28 protein-coding genes are annotated in these 24,108 nt (G+C 40.9%); 16 read left to right on the top strand and 12 right to left on the bottom strand.

Translation table 11 applies throughout. The features are described 5' to 3' along the window. Positions 1–6 precede the first annotated feature (6 nt). Both CSV74_RS11080 and CSV74_RS11075 read right to left on the bottom strand, forming a co-directional pair. On the bottom strand, positions 7–534 hold the full coding sequence (locus CSV74_RS11080) for an isoprenylcysteine carboxyl methyltransferase family protein (protein WP_029055149.1): 528 nt from the start codon (positions 532–534) through the stop codon (positions 7–9). Between the two features lies 1 nt (position 535). Further along, entirely contained in the window at positions 536–1,615 is a 1,080-nt protein-coding gene (locus CSV74_RS11075) for a type III polyketide synthase (protein WP_099691694.1), read from the bottom strand. A 94-nt stretch (positions 1,616–1,709) separates the two neighbouring features. Between CSV74_RS11075 and CSV74_RS11070 the strand changes: the two genes are divergently transcribed. Further along, positions 1,710–2,738 (top strand): LLM class flavin-dependent oxidoreductase, encoded by a 1,029-nt coding sequence (locus CSV74_RS11070; protein ID WP_099691693.1) that lies wholly within the window; start codon positions 1,710–1,712, stop codon positions 2,736–2,738. Then, positions 2,725–3,024 carry an AraC family ligand binding domain-containing protein gene (locus CSV74_RS11065; protein WP_099691692.1) on the top strand — a complete coding sequence of 100 codons (300 nt, stop codon included), beginning with the start codon at positions 2,725–2,727 and terminating at the stop codon, positions 3,022–3,024. Before CSV74_RS11070 ends, CSV74_RS11065 begins: the two co-directional genes overlap by 14 nt. A gap of 63 nt (positions 3,025–3,087) precedes the next feature. Here CSV74_RS11065 and CSV74_RS11060 read toward each other — a convergent pair whose 3' ends face one another. Next, positions 3,088–3,531: a YaiI/YqxD family protein gene (locus tag CSV74_RS11060; protein ID WP_029055153.1), complete on the bottom strand. Its 444-nt coding sequence runs from the start codon at positions 3,529–3,531 to the stop codon at positions 3,088–3,090. 88 nt (positions 3,532–3,619) lie between these two features. On the opposite strand from CSV74_RS11060, the gene CSV74_RS11055 reads away from it, so the two are divergent. The 3 genes from CSV74_RS11055 to CSV74_RS11050 all read left to right on the top strand — a co-directional run bounded on the left by CSV74_RS11055 (position 3,620) and on the right by CSV74_RS11050 (position 5,550). After that, positions 3,620–3,856: a hypothetical protein gene (locus tag CSV74_RS11055; RefSeq protein WP_037562287.1), complete on the top strand. Its 237-nt coding sequence runs from the start codon at positions 3,620–3,622 to the stop codon at positions 3,854–3,856. Between the two features lie 125 nt (positions 3,857–3,981). Beyond that, positions 3,982–4,137, top strand: coding sequence for a hypothetical protein (locus tag CSV74_RS16770; protein ID WP_169535198.1), 156 nt, complete (start codon positions 3,982–3,984; stop codon positions 4,135–4,137). A gap of 45 nt (positions 4,138–4,182) precedes the next feature. Beyond that, complete coding sequence (locus tag CSV74_RS11050) at positions 4,183–5,550, top strand: leucyl aminopeptidase family protein (RefSeq protein ID WP_099691691.1); 1,368 nt, start codon at positions 4,183–4,185, stop codon at positions 5,548–5,550. 183 nt (positions 5,551–5,733) lie between these two features. On the opposite strand, the gene CSV74_RS11045 is transcribed toward CSV74_RS11050, so the two are convergent. The 4 genes from CSV74_RS11045 to CSV74_RS11030 all read right to left on the bottom strand — a co-directional run bounded on the left by CSV74_RS11045 (position 5,734) and on the right by CSV74_RS11030 (position 8,517). After that, the gene (locus tag CSV74_RS11045) at positions 5,734–5,937 is read right to left on the bottom strand and encodes a hypothetical protein (RefSeq protein WP_029055155.1); all 204 of its coding nucleotides are present in this window, start codon (positions 5,935–5,937) and stop codon (positions 5,734–5,736) included. A 254-nt stretch (positions 5,938–6,191) separates the two neighbouring features. Further along, complete coding sequence (locus tag CSV74_RS11040; RefSeq protein ID WP_099691690.1) at positions 6,192–7,127, bottom strand: TRM11 family SAM-dependent methyltransferase; 936 nt, start codon at positions 7,125–7,127, stop codon at positions 6,192–6,194. After that, positions 7,127–7,579, bottom strand: coding sequence for a hypothetical protein (locus CSV74_RS11035; RefSeq protein ID WP_099691689.1), 453 nt, complete (start codon positions 7,577–7,579; stop codon positions 7,127–7,129). The genes CSV74_RS11040 and CSV74_RS11035 overlap by 1 nt, the downstream gene beginning before the upstream one ends. Positions 7,580–7,584: 5 nt before the next feature. Further along, positions 7,585–8,517, bottom strand: coding sequence for a cation diffusion facilitator family transporter (locus CSV74_RS11030; RefSeq protein WP_099691688.1), 933 nt, complete (start codon positions 8,515–8,517; stop codon positions 7,585–7,587). A 309-nt stretch (positions 8,518–8,826) separates the two neighbouring features. Here CSV74_RS11030 and argH point away from each other — a divergent pair, with 309 nt between their 5' ends. Then, positions 8,827–10,149 carry an argininosuccinate lyase gene (gene argH / locus CSV74_RS11025; RefSeq protein ID WP_099691687.1) on the top strand — a complete coding sequence of 441 codons (1,323 nt, stop codon included), beginning with the start codon at positions 8,827–8,829 and terminating at the stop codon, positions 10,147–10,149. A gap of 108 nt (positions 10,150–10,257) precedes the next feature. Here the strand turns inward: argH and brnQ are convergent, their stop codons facing one another. Continuing rightward, positions 10,258–11,577: a branched-chain amino acid transport system II carrier protein gene (gene brnQ, locus CSV74_RS11020; protein WP_099691686.1), complete on the bottom strand. Its 1,320-nt coding sequence runs from the start codon at positions 11,575–11,577 to the stop codon at positions 10,258–10,260. A 111-nt stretch (positions 11,578–11,688) separates the two neighbouring features. Beyond that, complete coding sequence (locus CSV74_RS11015; RefSeq protein WP_099691685.1) at positions 11,689–12,468, bottom strand: enoyl-ACP reductase FabI; 780 nt, start codon at positions 12,466–12,468, stop codon at positions 11,689–11,691. Between the two features lie 194 nt (positions 12,469–12,662). Here CSV74_RS11015 and argC point away from each other — a divergent pair, with 194 nt between their 5' ends. The 5 genes from argC to CSV74_RS10990 all read left to right on the top strand — a co-directional run bounded on the left by argC (position 12,663) and on the right by CSV74_RS10990 (position 18,582). Then, complete coding sequence (gene argC, locus CSV74_RS11010; RefSeq protein WP_233190878.1) at positions 12,663–13,703, top strand: N-acetyl-gamma-glutamyl-phosphate reductase; 1,041 nt, start codon at positions 12,663–12,665, stop codon at positions 13,701–13,703. A 41-nt stretch (positions 13,704–13,744) separates the two neighbouring features. Continuing rightward, positions 13,745–14,968 (top strand): bifunctional glutamate N-acetyltransferase/amino-acid acetyltransferase ArgJ, encoded by a 1,224-nt coding sequence (argJ, locus tag CSV74_RS11005; RefSeq protein ID WP_099691683.1) that lies wholly within the window; start codon positions 13,745–13,747, stop codon positions 14,966–14,968. Continuing rightward, on the top strand, positions 14,931–15,710 hold the full coding sequence (argB, locus tag CSV74_RS11000; protein WP_099691682.1) for an acetylglutamate kinase: 780 nt from the start codon (positions 14,931–14,933) through the stop codon (positions 15,708–15,710). Before argJ ends, argB begins: the two co-directional genes overlap by 38 nt. Beyond that, complete coding sequence (locus tag CSV74_RS10995) at positions 15,707–16,837, top strand: acetylornithine transaminase (RefSeq protein WP_099691681.1); 1,131 nt, start codon at positions 15,707–15,709, stop codon at positions 16,835–16,837. The genes argB and CSV74_RS10995 overlap by 4 nt, the downstream gene beginning before the upstream one ends. A 203-nt stretch (positions 16,838–17,040) precedes the next feature. Beyond that, positions 17,041–18,582, top strand: a complete 1,542-nt coding sequence (locus CSV74_RS10990; RefSeq protein WP_099691680.1) for an NlpC/P60 family protein — start codon at positions 17,041–17,043, stop codon at positions 18,580–18,582. A 44-nt stretch (positions 18,583–18,626) separates the two neighbouring features. Here CSV74_RS10990 and CSV74_RS10985 read toward each other — a convergent pair whose 3' ends face one another. Together CSV74_RS10985 and CSV74_RS10980 are read right to left on the bottom strand one after the other, a co-directional pair. Next, positions 18,627–19,073 carry a hypothetical protein gene (locus tag CSV74_RS10985; protein ID WP_099691679.1) on the bottom strand — a complete coding sequence of 149 codons (447 nt, stop codon included), beginning with the start codon at positions 19,071–19,073 and terminating at the stop codon, positions 18,627–18,629. 393 nt (positions 19,074–19,466) lie between these two features. Then, positions 19,467–20,438 (bottom strand): DMT family transporter, encoded by a 972-nt coding sequence (locus tag CSV74_RS10980; protein ID WP_099691678.1) that lies wholly within the window; start codon positions 20,436–20,438, stop codon positions 19,467–19,469. Between the two features lie 133 nt (positions 20,439–20,571). On the opposite strand from CSV74_RS10980, the gene CSV74_RS10975 reads away from it, so the two are divergent. The 5 genes from CSV74_RS10975 (at position 20,572) to CSV74_RS10960 (ending at position 23,588) form a co-directional block, all read left to right on the top strand. Beyond that, entirely contained in the window at positions 20,572–21,462 is an 891-nt protein-coding gene (locus tag CSV74_RS10975) for a LysR family transcriptional regulator (protein WP_099691677.1), read from the top strand. Between the two features lie 68 nt (positions 21,463–21,530). Continuing rightward, positions 21,531–22,088: a DUF420 domain-containing protein gene (locus CSV74_RS10970; RefSeq protein WP_099691676.1), complete on the top strand. Its 558-nt coding sequence runs from the start codon at positions 21,531–21,533 to the stop codon at positions 22,086–22,088. Between the two features lie 110 nt (positions 22,089–22,198). After that, positions 22,199–23,197: a YcjF family protein gene (locus tag CSV74_RS10965; RefSeq protein ID WP_029055168.1), complete on the top strand. Its 999-nt coding sequence runs from the start codon at positions 22,199–22,201 to the stop codon at positions 23,195–23,197. A gap of 16 nt (positions 23,198–23,213) precedes the next feature. After that, positions 23,214–23,363 carry a hypothetical protein gene (locus CSV74_RS16650; RefSeq protein ID WP_155979564.1) on the top strand — a complete coding sequence of 50 codons (150 nt, stop codon included), beginning with the start codon at positions 23,214–23,216 and terminating at the stop codon, positions 23,361–23,363. Positions 23,364–23,375: 12 nt separating this feature from the next. Next, positions 23,376–23,588, top strand: a complete 213-nt coding sequence (locus tag CSV74_RS10960) for a cysteine-rich CWC family protein (protein ID WP_099691675.1) — start codon at positions 23,376–23,378, stop codon at positions 23,586–23,588. Positions 23,589–23,600: 12 nt separating this feature from the next. On the opposite strand, the gene CSV74_RS10955 is transcribed toward CSV74_RS10960, so the two are convergent. Further along, positions 23,601–24,101, bottom strand: a complete 501-nt coding sequence (locus CSV74_RS10955) for a ferritin (RefSeq protein WP_029055169.1) — start codon at positions 24,099–24,101, stop codon at positions 23,601–23,603. Positions 24,102–24,108: the final 7 nt, after the last annotated feature.

Raw genomic sequence — 24,108 nt, 5'->3', positions numbered from 1 at the left:
TTTTCATTAAAATACTTCATTATAATTGGTAAGCTCTCGCAGTGCACGTTCTTCAGCGGGAATCCGAACGGATAGCATCCAGATGTTCAGCAATAGAAACAGTCCTGCAGTGAAGTACGCACTGAATAGTAAAGGTAATACAATCAGTTCAGTTGTGACAATGACATAGTTCGGGTGGCGAATCCAGCGATAAGGTCCTTTTTTTTGTACGTCCGCTCCAGGTAGTATGAGAATTTTAGTATTCCAGAACTTCCCTAACGATGATAGACACCAAACACGCAGTACTTGCATCAATAGGAAAATTCCAAGCAAAACGCCCCAGAACGGTGAGAGAGGACGTTCGAATACAAGAACTTCGAATAATAAGGAAACGAAAAATGCCGTGTGCATTAGAACCATCCATTTATAATGAGACGCACCGATTTCTACTGCGCCATTACTGCGAATCCATTTCTCGTTACGATTGGCGACGACCAATTCGACTAACCGTTGAATGACGACGATCATAAAAACAAACAAGAAGAGCCTGCTCATCTTACTGCCACTCCAACAACAGTAACTCTCCACAGAAGCCTGGACCAAGCGCTGCCATTAAACCGTATTCACCTTCCGCAGGCTGTTGCTCGATAAAATCCTTGAGTACATACAGCACAGTAGGAGACGACATGTTTCCATGGTATTGCAACACTTTTTTCGACGTAGCGGTTTGCTCTGGATTCATATTCAAGGCTTTTTGATAAGCATCTAATACTTTTTTACCGCCCGGATGGGCAACGAAATGTTGTACATCTTCCATTGAAAGGTTACGATCTTCCACGAATTGATGTACAAATGGCCCTAACCAACTCTTGATGACGTTTGGAATACTCTTTGAAAATACAACATGCAAGCCATCATTTTTAATGTTCCAGCCCATTACATCCTCTGAATCAGGCATGAAACGGGAAGACGTTGCACGGATATGAGGCATCGGCCGTGTACTTTTGATGGTAGACTGTTCTCCGGAAACAAGTGCGCAAGCTACGCCATCAGAGAATAACGATACACCGACCAAGTTACTTTTTGACACATCATCTCGTTGAAATGTTAAGCTGCAAAGCTCAACAGCGAGTACGAGAACATTCGATTCAGGATAGGCTTTACAGTAATCAAAAGCACGACTCATACCCGAAGCACCACCTGCGCAGCCAAGACCCCAAATTGGAATACGTTTAATATCATGTCGAAATGGTAATTGATTTATAAGACGCGCATCGATACTTGGGGTGGAGATGCCACTACTTGAAACAAAGAATATCGCGTCTATTTCGGCTGCATTCACGGGACGCTCAAGCGTTGTCGTATTGGTGAGACATTTCTCGACTGCCTGTTTACCGAGTGCAACAGCATGCTGAATGTATAAATTATTTTTCGTTTCAAAATCATGGGGCTCCGCATACCATTCCAACGGCATACATACTTGACGTGAATCAATTTCACCGTTTTGGAACACCTTTAATAAGCGGTCGATATCTTTAAATGAATCCGAAAATAACGAACGAGCAAATGTCATAGCCTCTTCCTGTGACAAATCAACAGGCGGACTAACTGTACTGACAGATTGGATGATTGGCATAGGGTAACCTCCGTTTTAAATAATAGCGAGCACGAGCTGTGAATTTTGCAGTGGCTTCTTGTAGACTATATGCAATAGTAGAGGAGGACTTGTCTTGAAAATACAATTAAGTATATTAGATCAATCTCCCATTACATCCGGCAGTCATGCTCATGAAGCTTTTCAGCAAACCGCCACCTTGGCGAAAAAAGCCGAAGAATTGGGCTATAGCCGCTTTTGGGTATCCGAACATCACGATGCTCCAACTCTGGCGGGTTCATCTCCTGAAATTCTGATGGCGCATTTGGCTACAGTCACTTCGAAGATCCGAATCGGATCAGGCGGTGTCATGCTACCTCACTATTCCCCTTATAAGGTGGCAGAAAACTTCAAAGTGTTAGAAGCCTTATTCCCTGGGAGAATTGATGCGGGTGTCGGGCGAGCTCCAGCAGGGATGCCCCGAGCAACATATGCTCTCAACAACGGCGAATATCTAAATCGTGACCAATATCCCCAACAAATTGACGACCTGCATATGTATCTTCACGACGCGTTGCCTACAGATCATCCATATGAAGGATTGAAAGCAACCCCACTGACGAATAATGCACCACCCATCTGGATGTTAGGCACAAGTAAAGAGTCAGCGGGTTTAGCAGCTCAAAAAGGACTACCTTATATGTTTGCACAATTCATTAATAGTGAAGGAGGTAGGGAGGCTGCGAGGTATTATCGAGATTATTTCCAAGCGTCTGCGTATACACATTCACCGAAGCAAGCGGTAGCGGTATTTTTGTTTTGTGCAGAGACAGAAGAAAAGGCAGATTGGATTGCGTCCTCATTGGATTTGTTAATGATTATGCAACAACAAGGAATGAAAGTAGAGGGGACACCTTCGCCAGAGCAAGCGGCAGCGTATCCGTATAGTCAACTGGAACGAGAACTTGTTCAATTGAATCGCGAGCGTATGATAGTCGGTACGCCAAAATCAGCTCGTAGGCAGTTGGAACAAATAGCGGAAGATTTTGGTGCAGAAGAAATCATGCTCGTTTCAATTACATATCACTTTCATGATAAACTGAAGTCGTATGAACTGATTATGCAAGAGTTTTTGAAAGGGGAGAAGAGTAATGAATTTGATTGATACAAAAAATCAGCTGACTGAAAAGAAAAAGCATGTGGAGAAAGTGGCGAACGTTGACAATGCAACCTTTATGAATATTCAATTGCGTGCAGGTGAGGAAGTAGCAGAGCATGATGCGAATAAAGAAGTATTCATCATCGTGCGTAAAGGAAAAGTGCGGTTCATTGTAGAAGGCGAGCCGGTTGATGTAACACCAGATAATGTCTTGCATATGGTGCCTATGGAAAGGCATAGTTTACATGCTATAGAAGAGTCGGATATTTTGGTTATTCAAGTGAAGCCATAAAGATACTATAAAAACAGATCGCTAGTATTACTAGCGATCTGTTTTTATAGTATCTAGAGTAGGTTAATGCTGAACGGTTTTACATAACTCACACAAACTGGAAATGAAACCTTTATTCTGTTCAGCAGTTCGTTTTTTCGGGCCACGCAAACGACCTCCTGCTCGTCGGATTTTCTGAGCTTTATGACGTGCCGCAAGTAATTGATCAATATTGTCATTTGTATACCATCTACCGTTTTGATCAAGTGGTAATCCTTGTTTCGCCAACGCCATAGCGGCCAATCCGTAGTCTTGAGTGACGACGATATCCCCTTTTTTTATACGGTTCACTAATACAAAATCGACTGCGTCGGCACCTTTGGAAACAGTAATCGTTTCTGCGCCTTCCCGGTGCATTTCGTGTGCAGTGTCACATATTAACACACAAGGTAGGCCGTACTCTTTAGCTATCTCGATCGTTTCATTGATTACTGGACAGCCATCTGCATCCACTAAAATCGTTGTCACGTAATACCACTCCTTCCGCATTACTTAATAGGTTTAGTATAGCAAATAACGGGAAAGATAAGTAAAAATGTACGATTGAGGTGATGAAATGGCTGATTTATCAAAAGAACAACGAACTACTGTAGAACAACGTGAGCAATATGGACGAGAATTGGATGCGAGGAATGCTGCCATGGAGAACATAGAAGTTCCACTTGAAAACAGAGCGTTGGCAGATCACGAAATTCCACCACCATTAACAGAAGAAGAAGTACGAGCAAAAGTTGGTAATCAGAACTACCAAAATGCGACTGATGATAACGCACCTACATCAATTGGTAGCTAATAAAGTTAAGAGAACTGCTAGGGACATCACGGATGTTCCTTTTCTGCGTTAAAAGCTAATAACGAAACCAACCTGTGAGGTAAATCGTATACATACAATACAACTAGATGACGGAGTGATGAAAGATGAATGAAGGATATTTTGTAGGATGGGGCACGTTAGCTTTAATCAATGCAGTATTAGCGCAAGGAAAAAACAGAAGCGGATTGAACTGGTTTATACTCTCCTTATTTTTAGGACCACTGGCCACTCTCTTCTTAGCGCTATCAGGTAAAAAGTGATAAGCTATTTAGGAAACCGAAATAGTGAAGGGAGCTATTATAACTATGCACATTAATGTAGAGATTTTATTCGCAACAGATGCAAAAATAACGAAGAATCTTTTGGTGAAGCAATTTGTCGACAATCAAACTGGAGGATTTTCCACGTTTGTACATGACGGAAAACAGCTAGTCGTGATAAAAAATAAAGAATGGAAAACACTAGATGCAATTCGCAGTATTGCAGGTGAAATCTCTCGCAATCTTGCGGCACAAAAAGTAGATTCTGCTTCGATCCAAGCAGATCAGCTAGGGCAAAAGTGGTCGTCTGTAGATGAAGCAGTGACGGCTTTCGTCGAAGGATGGCACCTTGGCGCTTATAACTTTGACCGCTACCAATCCAAAAAAGCAGACCCTGTCACTACATTAAATGTTAAAGGTGCTGACAATGCAGCAGTCAAATCAGGAGAAGTGCGTGCAGCAGCTATGGCGTTTTCTCGCGATTTGATGAATGAACTTTCCGATGTCCTAAACCCGGAGACGTATCCAGAAGTATTGAAAGACCATTTCAAAGGGACAAAAGTGAAAATCGATGTACTTGGCAAAAAAGAAATCGAAGAACGCGAGATGAACGGCGTGTTGACTGTTTGTCGCGGTAGTAAATATGAACCTTCATTCGTAGAGATGACATTGCAGACGGATGCATCGAAACCACTCGTGGCTCTTGTCGGAAAAGGCGTGACATATGATTCGGGCGGTATCAGCTTGAAAGGCGGACGCGACGACAGTGATATGCGCATGGATATGGGCGGTTCAGCAGCTGTGAGCGGAGCTTTATCACTTCTAGCTCATTCAGATGCCAAAGTGAATGTAGTTGTGCTGATTCCAATGGTAGAAAACACTCCAGGACCCGACGCTGTTATGCCTGGGGAAGTAATTCAATATAAGAATGGCATCAGTGTACAAGTCGGTAATACCGATGCTGAAGGCCGTTTGATTTTAGCGGACGGATTAATTCGCGCAGGAGAATTAAACGCAGATTACACAGTCGATATTGCTACATTGACTGGTGCTGTTGTCGCTGCTCTCGGTACAGAAGTCGGCGGAGTTTTCGGGGATGAAGAGTTGTCTGCTAAACTGAAGAAAATAGGCGATCAAAACGGTGACTTCGTTTGGCCACTTCCGTTGGTGGATGAGTATGAAGAAACACTAGACAGCGCCTATGCTGATTGCAATAATATGAGTTCTCTAACTGTTGCCGGTTCGATCACGGCTGGCCTCTTCTTGCGCAAGTTCGCACCGAAGAATAACTGGTTGCATGTGGACATGGCAGGCGTCATGGATAAGCAGAAGTCGAAAGGTTATTACACAAAATCTGCAACAGGATACGGAGCACGTTTACTTGCAGATTATACAGTGTCATTGACTAAATAAGTATACTGAAAAAGGATGCCTTAACAGAGCATCCTTTTTTATGGTTTAGTTTAAAATCTAAATATGTTTATACTAGGAGGAACTAGTATCTACGATGGGATTGAAGCTCCAGCTGGGGACGCTTTCCGGAGGGCGTGGCTCAAGCTGATCCTCATCGAGTCGCCCTAGCTTCCGTTTAAACCCTCATAAAAACAAAGAAGGGGAGCTAATTCCCGCTAGAATAATTAGTAAGGATACCGACGCGATGATTGCGGGTTTCATAAATGCCGGCTCTTCCTTCACGAGCTCCTTTATTGCATAGATTATCGATATGACAAAAACAAATGGCCATACGAACCATGTCCATAGATAAAGAACACTTAAAAGCTTCATGATGCTAATAAACATAAACTTCACTCCTTCTATAAGAATAAGAGCTCACTATAATAAAAAAGAATAATGTGATAGATAATTGCTCTTTTACTTTTGTTTCCCCTATTTTATAAAATTCACACTTTTCATAATGAGATATATAACAAAATTATTTGTAATTCATCAACGGACCAATCACAGGGGAGTATGTAATTACGAATAAATGAGTTGCTCCTCCAAAATACACAATAAAAAAGACGAGTGAGAGAAATCTTCTCACTCGTCTTTCATTATTTACATAGCACTACTTCACGTGAAAATGTTCCTTTGCGAGCGAGACAACGATCGGCTATCTCAAATCCAGCAATTTCGAGCATTTCGTCCATATTCTCAATCGTAATAATTAAACAGCTTTTCGCAAAACGACGAGCTTCTTTCAAAATCTCGAGTTGGCCTTCTGCTGTAATATGCGTAAATAAATTATACGGCATATCTATAATTGCTACATCATATTCTTCGCCGACTTCAGCAATTGGACCTATTGTGACATTGCCTTCCAAATCGAAGTAGTCGATATTTTTCCGTGAACCATAGACGACAAGAGGATTAATATCACGACCTTCAATAGGGATACCCATAGAGAGTGCTTCAACAAGGACAGTTCCAATTCCACAGCAAGGATCGATGACGCGTTTCCCTTCAGGATGTGGCACAGCGATATTGACAGCAGCTCTGGCTAAACGTGTACCAAGCGCAGTGGAGTACATATGTGGCTTCTGTTGGTGCACATGCCAATCAGAAGAACTGTAAAGTAAATTTCCAACATACCAGTGATCATCCAATTGCATGATGCCGATAAACACTTCTGGATGATCCAACTCTGGCTCGCCTTTGATACGTAATCCAATTGTACGCTCTATTTCGCGACGATCATCATGACCGATTTTAGCTGTGCTTGCAAGCTTCATATCGTTCAAGCAGACTGTCTTAAATAATTGATCGATCCTCAGCTCAGAAGCTTTGTCTGCCAGCAATTCTAAACTGTCTGCATCCAGTAAGACTTCAAGGCGAGTTTGTATGAACGGACTTCGTGACGGATCCACCGCAATATCACTTACGATCACGTTGTCTTCCACGTAATGACCGAAAAAAGCTCGCATTTCCATTCGACATAATTCCTTTTCATCACGGTGTCGAATATACGTGTATATAAATTGTGAAGCCATTAGTTATTTGCTCTCACTTCATGCAAACCTACAAGTGCTTCATACAAAAGTTGTAATGCATCTTGGATCGACATCGTCTCGTCAAATCCTTTAAGAGAATCAAACGGAACATTCAATTCCCAGAAGCCTTCGTTGTCAGAAAACGAAATACTAAAGCCATTTAAGTTGTGCTGAAGTTTTTCTTCAATAAATGTGCGAATTGTTTCGGCTTCTTTTTTCTTACCTTGTAAACCAAACAACGCCATATACGTCTTGAAAATGTCATCAACTTCAAGTGCCAGCGAATCCACTTTGATCTCATCGAAGTCAGGCGACTCGACAAAAAGAAATTCAGCTATATTAGATTTCAAGTAAGAGATGGGTTCCTGTAAAAAATGCTCATCTGCAAAGCGTACGGTTTCTTCTGTTTCTTTTACACATACTTCTATTGTTTTGATTGTTACTGTACTCATTTTATTCACTCCTCGTTAGTAAGTATACCGGATTGTTTTTCGGGATACCACGGATTTAAGTGAATTAACACTTCATCGACGTCTTCATTCTTTGCCATGATCAAATTACGTAATCTACTCGAGATAATATGGCCTTCTTGTATCGTCAAATCACCACTGATACCGATTCGAATATCGACCAATACGTAATGTCCATGTTCCCTGCCACGCAAGCGATCAATTCGTTTCACTTCTGGAATGGAATAAATCAATTCTTCAAATGCGTTTAATCGCTCATCACATACGTTTTTTTCCATTAAAATATCAACACTTTCCTTACCGATCTCCATAGCGATTTTAAAGACAAGAATAGAGACAATAATCCCAGCGATAGGATCTCCATATGTGAGTAGCGGCAATGCGTAAGCATCTCCAATTAAAGCAAGTCCAATACCTACTACTGCTGCAAGCGAGGCATAGACATCAGCCAGGTGATCATACGCGGTCGCGATTAACCCTTTGCTGTTCTCGGCTTTACCGATACGAATTGTGTAGATATAGAGTATATATTTCCAAATTAGCGACACAATCGCAGTCAGTAAGGCAATTTTACTTGCTGTAGCAGGTTCTTCAAATAAAGCCATTATAGCTTCGAAAGCAATATAGATCGCAGCCAATCCTAAAATAATTGCGACTATACCTGAACCAATTACCTCCGCTTTTCCGTGTCCGTATGGGTGATCTTCATCAGCCGGTCGTTTTGAAATTTGCATAGAAGTCAATGCAGCGGCAGAAGCTACCACATCACCTGCGTTATGGAAACCGTCTGCAAGTAAAACGGGACTTCTGAAAACAAATCCGACTATCAGTTTTAATACAGTTAAGATCACATTACTCAATAAGCTGATCCAAATAGCTAAGACGGCAGAAGTAGAATGCTCGCGTGCATGAATTGTCATAAAAGTTTCCCCCCTCTAACAGTGTTGCCTTTAAACAACAAAAAAACCTCGCTTATTTTGGGCGAGGTCATAAATATTTTTACTTGTTGGATTGGTGCAAAGTTCATCATTGTCATCACTCATTCATTTGTAGTTCAATCATTATCCCATAAATGTACAGTTTATGCAAGGAAACGCAACGGCACTCAAAGTAGAAAAATGTCTTCTACTGTGTCAAAATAAGAAAATAGAAACAATGCAAGGAAGTAACAGTAAAAGTTGTTATACGCAGTCACGTATAAAAATACAATTCGAGAGGTTTGATGAATAATGAAGCTTTGGGGCGGACGTTTTAGTAGTAAAGCAGACGAGATCATGGAGAAGTTCAATAGCTCTTTACCCGTCGATTATCGTTTATATAGAGAAGATATCGCAGGTAGTATCGCACACGTCACGATGCAAGTTCATTCGGATTTATTGTCACCGGAGGAAGGTGAATTGCTAGTGAACGGCTTGCAGTCAATTTTGGCAGATATTGAATCTGACGAACTAAAAATTGAAGGAAATTATGAAGATATTCATTCATTCATTGAAATGAACTTGACGGAGCGGGTAGGGGAGACAGGCAAGAAATTACATACAGCCCGTAGTCGAAACGATCAAGTAGCTGTCGATATGAGACAGTATGCGAGAAATCAAACTTCTGTCGTCATGGATGCGTTGCAGGTCTTAATTGATTCACTTGAAGCAAAAGGAAAAGCAAACAATGTTATTATGCCAGGCTACACACATTTGCAACGCGCGCAGGTCGTCACTTTCGGACATCATTTGGGCGCATACGCACAAATGTTCAAACGCGATAAAAAACGTGTACAAAATGCGGCCGAGATTCTGAATGAAAATCCACTGGGCTGTGGTGCGCTTGCTGGTACGACGCATGATATTGATCGTCAAGTGACGACCGCTTTGCTAGGTTTCGATAAGCCGGTAGATAACTTCCTTGACGGCGTCAGCGATCGCGACTACTTAGTAGAATTGATGTCCGACTTCTCACTCATTATGATGCATATGAGCCGTTTAAGTGAAGAACTGATTCTTTGGAGTAGCCAAGAGTTCCGCTTCATCACCATCTCAGACGCCTATTCAACAGGAAGCAGTATCATGCCACAGAAGAAAAATCCGGATGCAGCAGAACTGATTCGCGGTAAAACAGGACGTGTATATGGCTCTCTATTCGCTTTACTGACGACGTTGAAAGGATTGCCATTAACATATAATAAAGACATGCAGGAAGATAAAGAACAATTCTTCGACTCACTGGATACAGTTCTAGATTGCTTGGAAATCATGTCTAAAATGATCGACACTCTAGAGGTAAATGAAAAGCATATGAAAGCAGCAATTAAAGGTGGATTTTTAAATGCAACAGAAGTGGCGGACTATTTAGTTGCAAAAGGTACGCCATTCCGTGATGCTCATGAAATCGTTGGAAAAATCATCATTTATTGTGAACAGGAAAACAAAGCGATTGAGGACCTGACAGTGGGGGAACTTAAAGAGTTCAGCGGTCATATCGAAGACGACATCTATGAATATATTGATTACGAATCCATTATTACAAAAGGCAATAAAGGATTGATGAAAGAACAGTAATTCCAATAAGTAAACTAGTTTTTCTATAGACGCTGGCTAATACTACCTCAATAAAACTGAACGATAATAAGCATGTAAAAAGCCTGTGGAATGTCCACAGGCTTTTTACTATTCAACACGGGGCTTACCTTGGGCAGATGCGACAATAAAACCTACTGCACCAAACACTATTGCAGGCAAAATCCAACCGACACCTTGTTTATATAATGGTAGGAATTCCAATATATGTGTAACCGGTACCACATCGATATTGAATGCACGTAACACATCAAAGAATCCAATTAGACCTGCTGCTAGTAAGCCATAATTATACACTTCATGATAGCCTTTGAATAATGGGTGTAACAATCTGAAGATTATTAAGACAATGGCTAGAGGATATACTCCTACTAGTACAGGAATCGTCACTGCAAGCAACTGCGTGAGACCGACATTCGCAACTATCGTAGAAAACGTACAAATAATAAACACAAACGCTCTATAAGAGATCTTTGGTACGACTTTAGAAAGATATGTAGCACTAGCAGTCGTCAGTCCAACTGAAGTCGTTAAGCAAGCTAACGTGACTGCAAGTCCAAGTAAGTATAATCCGTTATTACCCATCAAAGCATATGCAAGTTTTGCTAAAATATCTCCGCCATTCGTGGCGCCTTCTGCTACAGAGCGACTCGTCATCCCTAAATAGGCTAATCCAGCATAAACAAAGCTCAACCCGATAACTGCAATGGATCCTGCTTTCATCGTAATAGAAGTAATCGCTTTTCTATCTGTAATACCTTTTGCCTTCACGGCATTAATTACAATGATAGCGAAGACGAGCGCAGCCATTGCGTCCATTGTTCCATACCCTTCGATAAAACCTTTGAAAAAATAATCTTCTGCATAAGATCCTTGCGGCGCGCCCGCTTCACCGACTGGTTTGATAATACCAGTCACGACGATAAGCGTTACGATAGCTAGCAATATGGGAGTTAAAATACTTCCGAATCGATCGACTAGTTTATTTGGCTTAAATGAGAGCCAAATCGTCACTGTAAAAAACACAATGGATAAGAGCGCCAGTGCGAACCTAGAGTACGACTCCGGTACAAATGGTGAAACGGCAATTTCGAATGAAACAGTCGCTGTACGCGGAACACCGAAGAACGGTCCAAGCGCTAAATATATAACTAATGGAAAGATCATGGCAAACAAAGGAGATGCTTTTCTCGCTAAATCACTTAGTTGGCTACCACTCATGGTAACTGCAATTACGCCGAGATAGGGAAGACCTACTCCTGTTATTAAAAACCCAACTAGCGTAATCCATGTTTGTGTTCCTGCTAGTTGACCCAGTAGCGGTGGGAAAATCATATTTCCTGCACCGAAAAAGAGAGCGAACATCGTCAACCCTAATTTGAACGTATCAAATTTTGTAAATTGATTCATTTGGAATTCCTCCTGAAATACTTTGAAAAGTGTATGTATTTAGATAATTAGTTATATTTTCGTGAAAAGAGCTCATAAAAAAGGATTCTCCTAAGAGAATCCTTCAGAAGATTACCCCATAATGTGGTAGCCGGCATCTACATAGATGACTTCACCTGTCACGCCACTCGATAAATTACTTAACATTGCCACTGTCATATCTGAAACCTCTTCAGGTTTGACATTACGTTTTAGTGGCGCACGCTCCTCAATTTGACTGAGGATAGTATTAAAGGAAGGAACGCCTTTTGCGGATAATGTACGAACTGCTCCAGCAGAGATTGCATTGACGCGAATATTTTGTTCACCTAGCTCCGATGCCAAGTAGCGTACAGAAGCTTCAAGAGCAGCTTTTGCAACACCCATTACGTTATAGCCTTCAAGAACTCGTTCTGCTCCTAAATAACTCATCGTAATGATCGCTCCGCCTTCTGTCATATAATGACGGGCTTCACGTGCTGCTGCTACCAGTGAATAGGCACTGGAATCTTGTGCGAATGCATATCCTTCACGAGTCGTTTCGACGAATGGATTATGCAAGTCTTGTTGATGTGCAAATGCGATGGAATGGACTACTCCATGAATAACACCAACTTCTTCGCCAATCATTTTGAAAGCCTGTTCGATGCTTTCATCACTATTCACATCACACTGTACAATTTGTGTGGCTGTAAAATCACTTTTAGCTAACGCTTTTTCTAATTTATCACGTGAACGATCTTTACGGTAGGTGAAAATGACATTCGCACCGACTGAGAATAATGCTTTTGCAACTCCCCAACCAATACTACGTTCATTTGCCACACCCATAATCACAATATTTTTACCGGATAATTTTAATAAATCTACCATAATAGCCTCCTGAAAGTTTCTTATTCATTTGATCATATTATACACTCCATAATAATAACATATAGCGATGAAGAAGTTATAGATTTTCTATTAAGAAAGGAAAGAGAATTTATAAGTTAACTGTTAATAAATAAAAATACAGTTGACTTTATAATTATACATACGTATACTTGTCATTAATGAATAAAGAGGTGATGGCGTTGAAGGTTGGAATCGTAGGAGCGTCTGGATATGGTGGCCTAGAATTGATACGGTTGCTACAAAACCATCCGGAAATTGAACAAATTGATTTATTCACATCGTCAGAAGTAGGGACGATCTTTTCTCAAAAATATCCACATCTCGTGAATATTCACGATCAGCCGATGAAGGCTATAGAACCTGAACATATTAGTAAGCTGGACACAGTGTTTTTCAGTACACCAGCAGGCGTTACAACTAAGTTACTTCCTCCATTGGTCGGATCGGGTCCTAAATTGATTGACTTATCAGGAGATTTCAGATTGAAAGATCAAGCGACTTTTGAGCACTGGTATCAAAAGGAAGCACCGCCAATTGAACATTTGGAGAAAAGTGTATACGGACTTCCTGAATGGAATAAAGAGGATATTGCCGATGCAGAAGTAATTGCGAATCCAGGGTGTTACCCGACAGCGGTACTTCTTTCTTTACTTCCGTTACTAAAAAACAAACTAATTGACGGTAGCCAATTGATCATCGATGCAAAAAGTGGTATATCCGGTGCAGGTAATAAACCGAGCCAGGCGACTCATTTCAGTGAAACAAATGAAAACTTCTCTATATACAAGATTCATCAACATCAGCATATACCGGAAATTGAACAGGCAATGAATACATTTGCCGATCAGCCGGATCCAATTATGTTCACTACACATCTTGTTCCTATGACGAGAGGTATCATGACAACGAGCTATGCGAAAGTGAATGGGCAAGTAACGGAAGAACAGCTGGTAAATTGCTTGCAAGAAACCTATAAAGATAGTCCGTTCGTTCGCATTTTGACAGACGTACAAAAGGTCAGTACGAAACAGGTATATGGCTCCAACTATTGTGATATCCATGTCAAGGTAGATCCACGAACGAATCAGGCAACGATTATAGCAGTTATTGATAATGTGGTGAAAGGCGCCGCTGGACAAGCTATACAAAATATGAATATCCAATATGATCTAAATGAAAAAACAGGAATCGATATCATTCCATTATGGATTTAAACAATGAATTTGGAAACGAGAACTAGAGGGGGAGCACTACTATGGAAACTATCGAAAGTATGAAGCGCATCTCGCGTAAAAACATTATCTCACCAAAAGGATTCAAGGCAGTCGGCATTCACTGTGGGCTAAAACATAAGAAAAATGATTTAGCTCTATTAGTCAGCGAAGTGCCAGCGAGTGTTGCGGGTGTCTTCACAACGAATGTAATCCAGGCAGCTCCACTTCAAGTCACAAAAAAAGTTGTCAATGAGACACAAAAAATGCAAGCGGTCGTTATTAACTCCGGTAACGCGAATGCATGTACAGGAAAGCAAGGCATGCAAGACGCAATAACTATGCAACAAAAAACCGCAGAGCACTTAGGTATTGATTCCAATCTTGTAGGGATTGCTTCAACAGGTGTGATTGGTGAACAAATGAATATGGTTCCTTTACTATCAGGTATTGAAAAGCTTCAACCGATGGACACATTAGAAGGTTCCATTCAATTTTCACAAGCAATTTTAACAACAGATACCGTTACGAAAAATACTGCCTATGCAACGGTGATCGATGATCGTGAAGTAGTGGTAGCGGGTGTTGCAAAAGGTTCAGGAATGATCGAACCAAATATGGCGACGATGCTTGGCTTCATCACAACCGACGCCCATATTGAATCTGAGCATTTACAAACAGCACTAAAAGAAATTACAGATGTAACATTCAACTCCATTACAGTAGACGGTGATACGTCAACAAATGACATGGTTCTCGTCATGGCAAACGGGCTAGCGGGTAACCACTCATTAACTCCGGATCATCGCGAATGGCAATCTTTCATCGATGCATTGCATGCCGTATCACGTGATTTGGCAAAAATGATCGCTAAAGATGGAGAAGGTGCTACCAAATTGATCGAAGCGAAAGTGACAGGTGCAGTTTCGGATGAACAAGCGCGTCAAATCGCAAAATCTGTTGTCGGCTCACCGCTTGTCAAGACGGCAGTATTTGGCTGTGACGCGAACTGGGGAAGAATTATTGCGGCAGTTGGATATAGCGGAGCCACAATAGATCCGGAAGATATCAAAATCTATATCGGTGACACTGTAGTAGTAGAAGGCGGAGAACCTATTCCGTTTTCAGAAGAGAAATTGTTAATTTACCTTAAACAGCATGAAGTGAAATTTGCAATAGAGTTAAACCAGGGAGCTGGGCAAGGAATGGCATGGGGGTGCGATCTTACTTATGATTACGTCCAAATTAACGCAACATACCGCACGTAAAAGACAAGTTATTAAACTAGGCGGCAGTATGCTAGACGAATTAAGCGATAATTTTTTCCAGGGTGTGAAGAAATTACAGCAAGATGGTGTTCAAGTAATTATTGTTCATGGTGGGGGACCAAACATTAATCAAGAACTTGAAAATCGTGGTGTCGCTTCGACTGTTGTCAATGGGTTCCGTGTTACGTCTGCTGAAGCAATTGATATCGTTCAGTCAATCATGATTGGCCAAGTGAATCCAGCGCTCGTTCATCGTTTCAATCACGAAGGAATCAAGGCGGTTGGATTAAGTGGATTCGATGCGAACTTATTTACATGTGATGTACTTGATTTTGAAACCTATGGTTATGTGGGAGAAATTAAAACAGTTAAAACAGAAGTTTTGGATGCGCTATCGGATGCAGGAGTTATTCCTGTTATCTCTTGTATCGGTACAACTGCTACTGGTGATCCATTGAATGTCAACGCGGATACAGTCGCGAGTCAAATTGCATTAGCGGTCGAAGCGGAAAGTTTATTATTGGTGACAGATACATCAGGAATCCGGATTCAAGATCAGCCCCAGACAGAAGTGGTACCGCAAGCTATTTATGGCTGGATTAAATCAGAAGATATCTATGGAGGAATGATTCCGAAAGTAATGGCGGCAATAGATTGTCTAGAAGCGGGTATTCCATCTGTACAGATCGTCTGTCAGAAATTAAAAGGCACGGTCATTACCAAGGAGGAGGCAATCGCGTGACGTATTTATTCAATAACTATGCAAGACGTGCGGTACATCTCGTAAAAGGACAGGGTACCGTAGTGACAGACGATAAAGGGAAGGATTATTTAGACTTTACTAGCGGCATCGCAGTCGTCAGTTTAGGACATGCTCATCCTGCAATTGTTAAAGCTTTGCAAGAACAAAGCGAAAAGTTATGGCATATTTCCAATTTATTTGAAAGTCCAGAACAGGAGAAAATTGCTGAATCATTAACGAAAAATACGGATCTGTCATATGCGTTATTTTGTAACAGTGGAGCTGAAGCAAATGAAGCGGCGATTAAACTAGCACGTAAACATACAGGCAAGCACCATATCTTATCGTTCAAACAGTCATTCCATGGGCGGACCTTTGGCGCAATGGCTGCTACCGGTCAAGATAAAATCCAACAAGGATTCGGCCCGATGCTTCAAAGTTTTGAAGCATTGCCATTTAATGATGTCGAGTCTTTAAAACAAGCAACTAACGATAGCGTGGCTGCCATCATGCTAGAAGTCATCCAAGCAGAAGGTGGGGTTAACTCTATCGAACCGGCTTTTGCTGAAGCGGTTATGGCTGCCTGTAATGAACATAATATTCTCCTCATTATCGATGAAGTTCAGACAGGAATTGGACGTACAGGAACTCGCTATGCCTACGAGCAAACTGCATTAAAACCTGATATTGTCTCACTTGCTAAAGGTCTGGGTGGCGGTTTCCCGATTGGAGCTTTGCTAGCTGGCGAAGAGCTGTTCGATACCTTCGGACCTGGCGCACATGGTACAACGTTTGGCGGAAATCCATTAGCCATCTCAGTTGCCCAAACTGTAGTTAATCATGTGTTTGATCCTGCCTTCTTACAGGATGTTCAAGAAAAGTCTGCGTACCTGAAGATACAACTCCAATCAGAACTACCAAATGATAAATACTCGATTCGGGGTCAGGGCTTATTAGTTGGAATTCATTCAAATAAAGAAATCGCCCCATTCATCCAAGCGGCCGAAAAACAGGGATTACTCCTTGTGCCTGCTGGAACGAATGTCATCCGTCTATTACCACCGCTGACAGTATCAAAAGAAGAAATCGATCAAGCGGTAGCAATTTTAAAGAACATATTAACGTAATCACAAATTGAATTAAAGTAGTCTGCGAACTGCTATTCAGTAAACAAAAGATCTCCCCGAAGTTACAACACTTCAAGGGAGATTTTTTTTGCATGTGTACAAGTCAAATGCAGTTACACTTTTTGGAATTCTTTCTATACAAAGAATTATTCCTCAGGTATAGTTAAGGAAAAACAACTTAAGAGAATGGAAGTGTCCTAGACTTGAAAAAGATATGCGCACTAGCGCTAACGATAATGCTGGTCCTATATGCATTCCCAACCACCTCGCTTGCCAGTGTCTTTCAAGATGTACGTCCCCAGCACTCGGCAGCTGATGAAATACACTATTTAGTTGAAAAAGGAATCATCATAGAAAAACCAAATACCAAATATCGTGTAAACGAACCGATCACACGCCTCGAAGCCTCAGGGATGATCCAACGCGCACTAAAAATTCCTGTAGAGAATAGACCTGATGCAAAGCTGTCTGACGTAAAGGTGTCTCATTCCCACTACGCACTCATCGCTGCAATGGTTGATGAAGGTATTTTCATGGGCAACGAGAAAAATGAATTTCAACCGTATGGTAATCTAAAACGTGGGCAAATGGCGGCGGTATTCGTTCGAGCATTCGATCTGAAGGGTAAATCTACGTATCGATTCCGTGATGTGCCTGCAACATATTGGGGTTTATCGGACATTCAAAAGCTATCTGTAAATGCGGTTACGACAGGCTATTTGGATAACACGTTTAAACCGAATCAAACGTTAACTCGTGGACACTTTGCAGTATTTCTTGCACGAATTCTTGAGCCTGACTTCAGAGAACAATCTGCGTGTTTTAAGCCGAATAATACACCAGTGCAAACAGTAAATGTTCCTGTGACGACACTCTGGAAAGAGCCAGGAAAATCGCGAACAGTAGATGCTTATGCCACAAACAAATCGCCTGATATTACGAAGTGGGTTGCTGCGATGAGTTTACGTGAAAAACAATGGCTAGTAGGTAAATTAGAAACTCAAGCACTATATGGTCAAACGGTAAAAGTTCTACAAACAAAAGGGGACTGGGTGCAAGTGGCAGTAGTTGATCAAAGCTCCCCTAAAAATGCTGCAGGTTATCCTGGATGGATGTTGAAGAATCATGTAACGACCGTATATCCTAACTATGCAACATGCGACACAGCTATGGTGACAAAGAAGTCAGCTTCACTTACGATGGATGAAAGTGGCAAGCAATCTTTCCGTTCCATCAGCTTCAATACGACGTTGCCAATAGTTCATGTTATGGATAACAAGCTCGCTGTCCAAACACCTGCTGACGGGATAAAGTACATTGACAAAACTGCAGTGAAGGTAGTTGGGGCAGATGGCGTCATGCCAAAGCCAACAACACAGCAAATCATGGAGACAGCCAAACTCTTTGACGGATTAACGTATCTATGGGCAGGCACTTCAGGATTTGGCCTCGACTGCTCAGGATTTACTTATTCTGTCTATCGTCAGCATGGTATCGATATACCACGTGATGCATCTGTTCAAGCATTAAATGGAAAGTTAGTGCAGAAGAAGGATTTGCAACCTGGAGACTTACTGTTCTTTGCTTACAACAAAGGTAAAGGTATCATCCACCATGTCGGGATGTATGCAGGAAACGGTCAAATGATTCATGCACCGAACCCAAAGCGTACAGTGGAGATCATCCCTATGACGCTAGAACCGTATAAATCGGAATATGTATCAGCCAGAAGATATTTGAAATGAAAAAAGCGCACAGACAATGGATGTCTGTGCGCTTTTTATCTGTCTTACAGCTTACCTTCAAACAATAATTTATCACCATTCAAATCAATAATCTTTAAATGATTATCATGCTTAATGAAGATACTTTTATACACTTTTTTTCCGCTTTTATTTTCAAAAAGAATAATATGTTTGCCTTGATTATTCGCTTCTACTTGAGCTGTTAACTCGTCCAACGGAATATGCTCTGCCAATACCTCGGCTTCTTCATGCCCTAACAAATTAGAATTGGAAGGTTCGTATGAAGCGTTCGGTTCATCGGCAGGTATCTCTTCAGCAGGTGCTTCTTCTGTAGGTGTTTCAGTCTCATCAGGTTCAGTTACTTCCGGTTCATCCTCAGGCTCAATTACATCAACTGCAATATCCTCATCTTCTACAGGCTTTGCTTCCTCATCGTTACCGCATGCAGCCAAAAAAACGGCGAGTGCAGGTAATAGCCACCATTTCTTCATATGCGTTCACTCCTGCTTAAATCATTTAATGTCTAGACAGTGTAAAAGATTGCCTAGTATAAATCAATTGACTAGACTTTACTGCTATGGATATTGTGGAAATACAACTGTGTAAATTGGTGAGTTAAAGTAGGGTATTCATACAGTAGAAGTAATTATAAATATTGTTGTACCTTGACCAAGTAGTATTATTGGATATTTCAGCATCTCTGTAGGGATGAATCTACTAGACGAAGCAGGAATAATAAACCGCAAAGTCTACCGCTGGACATGTAAAATGTTCATCTACAAAGCGAATGGAAGTCAGAATTTCAAAAACAAAGAGATATTCCAAATTCCTGGAATACCTCTTTGTTTTTTGTGCAATTCATGCAGTACATTTCTCAATTTGAATTACACACTAGGCTGTATACTATGTTTCTTATATTGACGGGCCTCATCTTTGCGCTTCTGCTGTATCCGAAGGAATATATTATTTCCTAACAACGCCGCGATAATAAACACCGTCCCGATGTAATCAAAAATTGTTAACTGGTATCCTTGAATATAGGAAATTACCAGTGTGGTCACCGGCACGAAATTAATAAACAATAAACCATTCAATGGAGACAAGATGCGTACACCGACATTCCAACCTACTAACGCAATGATACCCGGGAATGCAATCATAAACAACATGTGCGGTGTTACCACTTGTAATGTATCCATAGTCGGGACTGAAATATAACCTGTCAACGTTACGAAGAATACCACTATACAAGCAGTGAATGTACCAAGTAGACAGCTTAACGTAGAATAACGCAATGCTGACCATTCACTAAATCGATTTCCACCCATTGTATAAATGACCCAGCCAATTACCGCAATGAAGATGAGTAATGAAGGTACAATGTCATCTGTTGCTGTGAGGAATGTGCGTAAGTCGCCTTTTGTGATCACAAGCATTACACCGACAAAGGCAGTAAACACACAAGTGAGCGTGAAGCCATGTGGTTTATGTCTACTAATCATCCAGACAATAACAATAGAAATCATCGGCATCATAGCTTCTGAAATAGATGCTACCATCGTTCCGGGTTGTCCCATTAAATCTTGCCCCCAGAAAATGAAGAGGTTATAGACAACGAATGCCATTGTCCCGAAGAACCAAAGGGATAAACCTCTCTTTTCAAAGCGGAAAGCCCGTGTCCCTTCTTTAAACCATAAAATAATGACGAGTAGAAATGTTACCGAAACATAACGAATTAATGTGAAATAGAACGGGTCTATATTTTTGAATGCGCTATTGGCAACTGGGAACATTGCACCCCATGACACACTAGCTATAAAGCACAAAAACGCTCCCCAGATAATTTTGTTTTTCAACAGACCTAACCTCCTTGAAGTACTACTTCTAGTAAACACTATATTGGACATCACGTAAAACGAATAATAATGATGACTACTATCGATTTTATTGATATCATATACATAAGAGTGTTTTACTAGGAGGCTAACCATGGAATTTAAAGACTTAGAGATATTCCAGATGGTCGCAGAGAAAGGAACGATCACGGCGGCTGCTAAAGAATTACGTTACGTACAGTCAAATATCACGTCGCGTATACAAAAGCTCGAAGCGGAATTAAAGACGCCGTTATTTAACCGACACAACCGAGGAATGATCTTGACGCCTGAAGGGAAACGACTTCTCATATACAGCGAGAAGATTTTATCGCTAACGAATGAAATGAGGAAAATCGTGCAGAATGACAAAGAACCTACAGGAAAGCTTGAGCTAGGCTCGGTTGAAACGGTCATCAAATTGCCAATTATTCTGTCGAGGTATAATAAAAAATATAAGCAAGTCGATATTTCACTATTGACAGGTGTAACAGAACGATTGCAGTCTAAGGTCCTGAACCATCAACTAGACGGAGCTTTCATCTCAGAAGGAACTACGCATCCCGACTTAGCTGTCCATGATGTACTCGAAGAAGAACTCGTGTTGCTTTCGAGTAAACCATTCCAATCCATTGAAGATATTAAAGATGAGCCAATTCTTTGTTTCAGAAAGGGTTGTGGTTATCGAGCTCGTTTAGAGTCATGGCTTGAAGCTGAGCAATTCAAGCCGACGAAAATGATGGAGTTTGGAACATTGGAGACGATTCTCGGCAGTGTGGCGGCAGGATTAGGCGTGACATTCGTTCCGAGATCAACTGTTTCTCATTTGTTAGATCAGGGATCAGTCTATTGCTATCATCTGCCGCCCAAATACAGCCAAATTAAAACGGTATTTGTACGACGTGCAGATTCTTATTTAACACCGACCATTGCAAAATTTATAAAAGTGATTAATGAATTCAGAGAAGAAACGGAAGAGCAATTTCAAAAATCGACACAATTATGATCTGCATAGCATGTTACGTATGGTACGATATAGGGTAGTTATGAATATAGAATTAGGAGTGCTATTAGATGAACTATTCGAATCAAACAACACCGCCTGCAAATTTCAAGAAAAGGAATTACCGTCCGGCGATTATCATTATCTCAGTCATTCTCATCGGTGCGATTGGCATCTTGGCAGGCATGCCGGGTGTAGAAAACTTCACAGCATTTGATATTACAATCTTGCCTCTATTGAATGCCATATTTAACACTTTCACCTTTATTTTTCTTGTCTGTGCATTAGTCGCGATCTTGAAGAAAAATATCAAATTGCATGAACGTTTTATCTATGCAGCATTTGGGACAACCGCTTTATTTTTAGTGACGTATGTCGCGTATCACTTTTTATCAGAGTCCACACCGTTTGGTGGTAGTGGTTTCTTGGCTGGATTCTATTACTTCATCTTGTTCTCACACATCGTGTTAGCTGCTGCAATCGTTCCACTCGCACTAACAAGTGTCGCAAGAGCATGGAATATGGAAATCCCGCGCCACCGCAAAATTGCACGTTGGACGATGCCTATATGGTTATATGTTAGCTTTACCGGAGTACTTGTGTATATATTGATTTCACCTTATTACTAAGTAACCAGAAAAATAGCGTTGAGCATCAGTCAAGAGTAGGTGAATGACTGATGCTCTTTTTTACAATGAGATAATCTGAATAATCAAATTCAATGAATAGGAGTGCTACAATGAAAACACCAAATTTCATGTCAGATGAATCATTTGATGAAGTGTTTAAACAAGAATCTGATCTAATCAATGAACAACTACAAAAAGAAATTCTTATTGCGATGGTCGGGGACATCAATGCAGGGAAGTCATCTACACTGAATCGTCTTATGCAAAAAGATGTAGCAGAAGTGGGAGCGCAGCCAGGGGAAACGAAGGAAGTTAAAAAGTTTTATTACACAGACAATATACTGTTTGTTGATACACCGGGTCTTGATGATATTTATCAGGAACATTCAAATGAGACGCTAAAATTTTATAATCAAGCAGATGTGATTTTATTTTTCTTGAATGCAGCGGGTACGGTATTGTCAGATACGGAACTAAAATCATTAAATAAGATTGCCACGCTCAATAAGAAAATCATTCTCGTACTCAATAAAATAGATGCAGCTGATGATATTCCGAGTTTAGTGAACTATGTTTTGGAGCATACTGGATTTGCCTATCCGGTTATTCCAATCTCTTCAAAGACAGGAGAACAAATGGAATTCCTGCAAAAAGAGATCCTACAACAATTAAAAGATGTTAATAAAGATCTATTACTCGCAGCGCATATGAACGATAAGTCGTCCATTGCTAAACGATGGATTCTTGCAGCAGGTGCATCAGCGGCTACGATTGGAGCAGTTCCCATTCCGGGTGCTGACTTTATACCGTTGACAACATTGCAAGTGGGCCTCATGTTGAAGTTATCTACATTATATGGAAAACCGATTACGAAAGACCACGCCAAGGAGCTGATCATTGCAACGATCGTAGGGAATATCGGAAAAACAGCTTTCCGTCAAATCGTTAAAGTGATTCCGGGTGCAGGAATGGTCGTTGCCGCAAGTGTTGCCGGGTCTATGACAGTTGCGCTAGGATATGCAGTGAAATATATGTATGAACATAATATGGAACTCACACCTGACACATTGAAAAAAGTGTATGAAATGTTTTTGAAAAAACAAAAGTAAAAAAGGGGCGGAATGTATGGAGTGGTTTAACTACGCAACATTTGTGGTCGCTTTACTAGCAGGTTTGTATTCGATGGAAAGTATGAAACGTAATAAGGAATTAGAAGAACGTGTAGAGGAGTTAGAGAAGAAAAATACGGCCGAGCTGGACAAGCATCGGTTGTAGAAAGGGGAATACATGAAAAGCGAATGTCCGATTTGTCGGGGGAATAATTTGTGTGGTAATACAATGGAAAGTGACGAACATTGCTGGTGTACAAAGATGACCTTTCCGCAAGAAGTGTTTCGACAAATACCAGAAGAAGACCTGTACAAACGTTGTATATGTGAAACGTGTTTGAACCGTATAACTGAATTAGAGCAGGCAAGCAAGAGGTCTATGGACCACTAGCTTGCCTGATTTTTATTCGGCTTCAAATGAACGTGTGGAAAGTTCTTTCTCGTAGATGAACAATGCGTTCTTATCGTCACGGATCCGCTTCAAATATTCGATATGTCTATCGAATGTTGCTTCCTCTTCTACTTGCTCGTCAAGGAACCAGTTCAGGAAAGAAATCGTTGCATGTTCCTTTTCTTCCCATGCCATATCCATGATTTGATAAAATGATTTTGTTACTTCTTTTTCTTGTAATAATGCCACTTCAAACGTGTGGACCAAGTTATCAAATGAAGTAGTTGGTGCAGGTGTTTCTGTAATAATCGCACGGATCCCGCGATCATTCAAATAAGTATAGATTTTCATTGCGTGTTGACGTTCTTCTTCTACCTGCTGTAGAAAGAAGTGCGCAAATCCGCTGTAATTGCGATATTCACAGTAAGATGCCATGGATAAGTATGTTTGTGCTGCGGCAAATTCATTATTCATTTGCTCGTTCAACGCTTGTGCTAATTTTTCACTAATCATGTGGATC

Source organism: Sporosarcina sp. P19 (genome assembly GCF_002743165.1).
In the GTDB taxonomy this organism is placed as follows: Bacteria; Bacillota; Bacilli; order Bacillales_A; family Planococcaceae; genus Sporosarcina; species Sporosarcina ureae.
The sequence above is the reverse complement of the archived record's forward strand: the minus strand, read 5'-3'. Positions and strand labels throughout refer to the sequence as shown.

Excerpts from the sequence above, each read along its gene's own strand:
- CSV74_RS11080 (WP_029055149.1), bottom strand. The coding sequence starts at position 534 with ATGAGCAGGCTCTTCTTGTTTGTTTTTATGATCGTCGTCATTCAACGG.
- CSV74_RS11075 (WP_099691694.1), bottom strand. The coding sequence starts at position 1,615 with ATGCCAATCATCCAATCTGTCAGTACAGTTAGTCCGCCTGTTGATTTG.
- CSV74_RS11065 (WP_099691692.1), top strand. The coding sequence starts at position 2,725 with ATGAATTTGATTGATACAAAAAATCAGCTGACTGAAAAGAAAAAGCAT.
- CSV74_RS11055 (WP_037562287.1), top strand. The coding sequence starts at position 3,620 with ATGGCTGATTTATCAAAAGAACAACGAACTACTGTAGAACAACGTGAG.
- CSV74_RS16770 (WP_169535198.1), top strand. The coding sequence starts at position 3,982 with ATGAATGAAGGATATTTTGTAGGATGGGGCACGTTAGCTTTAATCAAT.
- CSV74_RS11050 (WP_099691691.1), top strand. The coding sequence starts at position 4,183 with ATGCACATTAATGTAGAGATTTTATTCGCAACAGATGCAAAAATAACG.
- CSV74_RS11045 (WP_029055155.1), bottom strand. The coding sequence starts at position 5,937 with ATGTTTATTAGCATCATGAAGCTTTTAAGTGTTCTTTATCTATGGACA.
- CSV74_RS11040 (WP_099691690.1), bottom strand. The coding sequence starts at position 7,127 with ATGGCTTCACAATTTATATACACGTATATTCGACACCGTGATGAAAAG.
- CSV74_RS11035 (WP_099691689.1), bottom strand. The coding sequence starts at position 7,579 with ATGAGTACAGTAACAATCAAAACAATAGAAGTATGTGTAAAAGAAACA.
- CSV74_RS11030 (WP_099691688.1), bottom strand. The coding sequence starts at position 8,517 with ATGACAATTCATGCACGCGAGCATTCTACTTCTGCCGTCTTAGCTATT.
- argH (WP_099691687.1), top strand. The coding sequence starts at position 8,827 with ATGAAGCTTTGGGGCGGACGTTTTAGTAGTAAAGCAGACGAGATCATG.
- brnQ (WP_099691686.1), bottom strand. The coding sequence starts at position 11,577 with ATGAATCAATTTACAAAATTTGATACGTTCAAATTAGGGTTGACGATG.
- CSV74_RS11015 (WP_099691685.1), bottom strand. The coding sequence starts at position 12,468 with ATGGTAGATTTATTAAAATTATCCGGTAAAAATATTGTGATTATGGGT.
- argC (WP_233190878.1), top strand. The coding sequence starts at position 12,663 with ATGGCGTTGAAGGTTGGAATCGTAGGAGCGTCTGGATATGGTGGCCTA.
- argJ (WP_099691683.1), top strand. The coding sequence starts at position 13,745 with ATGGAAACTATCGAAAGTATGAAGCGCATCTCGCGTAAAAACATTATC.
- argB (WP_099691682.1), top strand. The coding sequence starts at position 14,931 with ATGATTACGTCCAAATTAACGCAACATACCGCACGTAAAAGACAAGTT.
- CSV74_RS10985 (WP_099691679.1), bottom strand. The coding sequence starts at position 19,073 with ATGAAGAAATGGTGGCTATTACCTGCACTCGCCGTTTTTTTGGCTGCA.
- CSV74_RS10975 (WP_099691677.1), top strand. The coding sequence starts at position 20,572 with ATGGAATTTAAAGACTTAGAGATATTCCAGATGGTCGCAGAGAAAGGA.
- CSV74_RS10970 (WP_099691676.1), top strand. The coding sequence starts at position 21,531 with ATGAACTATTCGAATCAAACAACACCGCCTGCAAATTTCAAGAAAAGG.
- CSV74_RS10965 (WP_029055168.1), top strand. The coding sequence starts at position 22,199 with ATGAAAACACCAAATTTCATGTCAGATGAATCATTTGATGAAGTGTTT.
- CSV74_RS16650 (WP_155979564.1), top strand. The coding sequence starts at position 23,214 with ATGGAGTGGTTTAACTACGCAACATTTGTGGTCGCTTTACTAGCAGGT.
- CSV74_RS10960 (WP_099691675.1), top strand. The coding sequence starts at position 23,376 with ATGAAAAGCGAATGTCCGATTTGTCGGGGGAATAATTTGTGTGGTAAT.
- CSV74_RS10955 (WP_029055169.1), bottom strand. The coding sequence starts at position 24,101 with ATGATTAGTGAAAAATTAGCACAAGCGTTGAACGAGCAAATGAATAAT.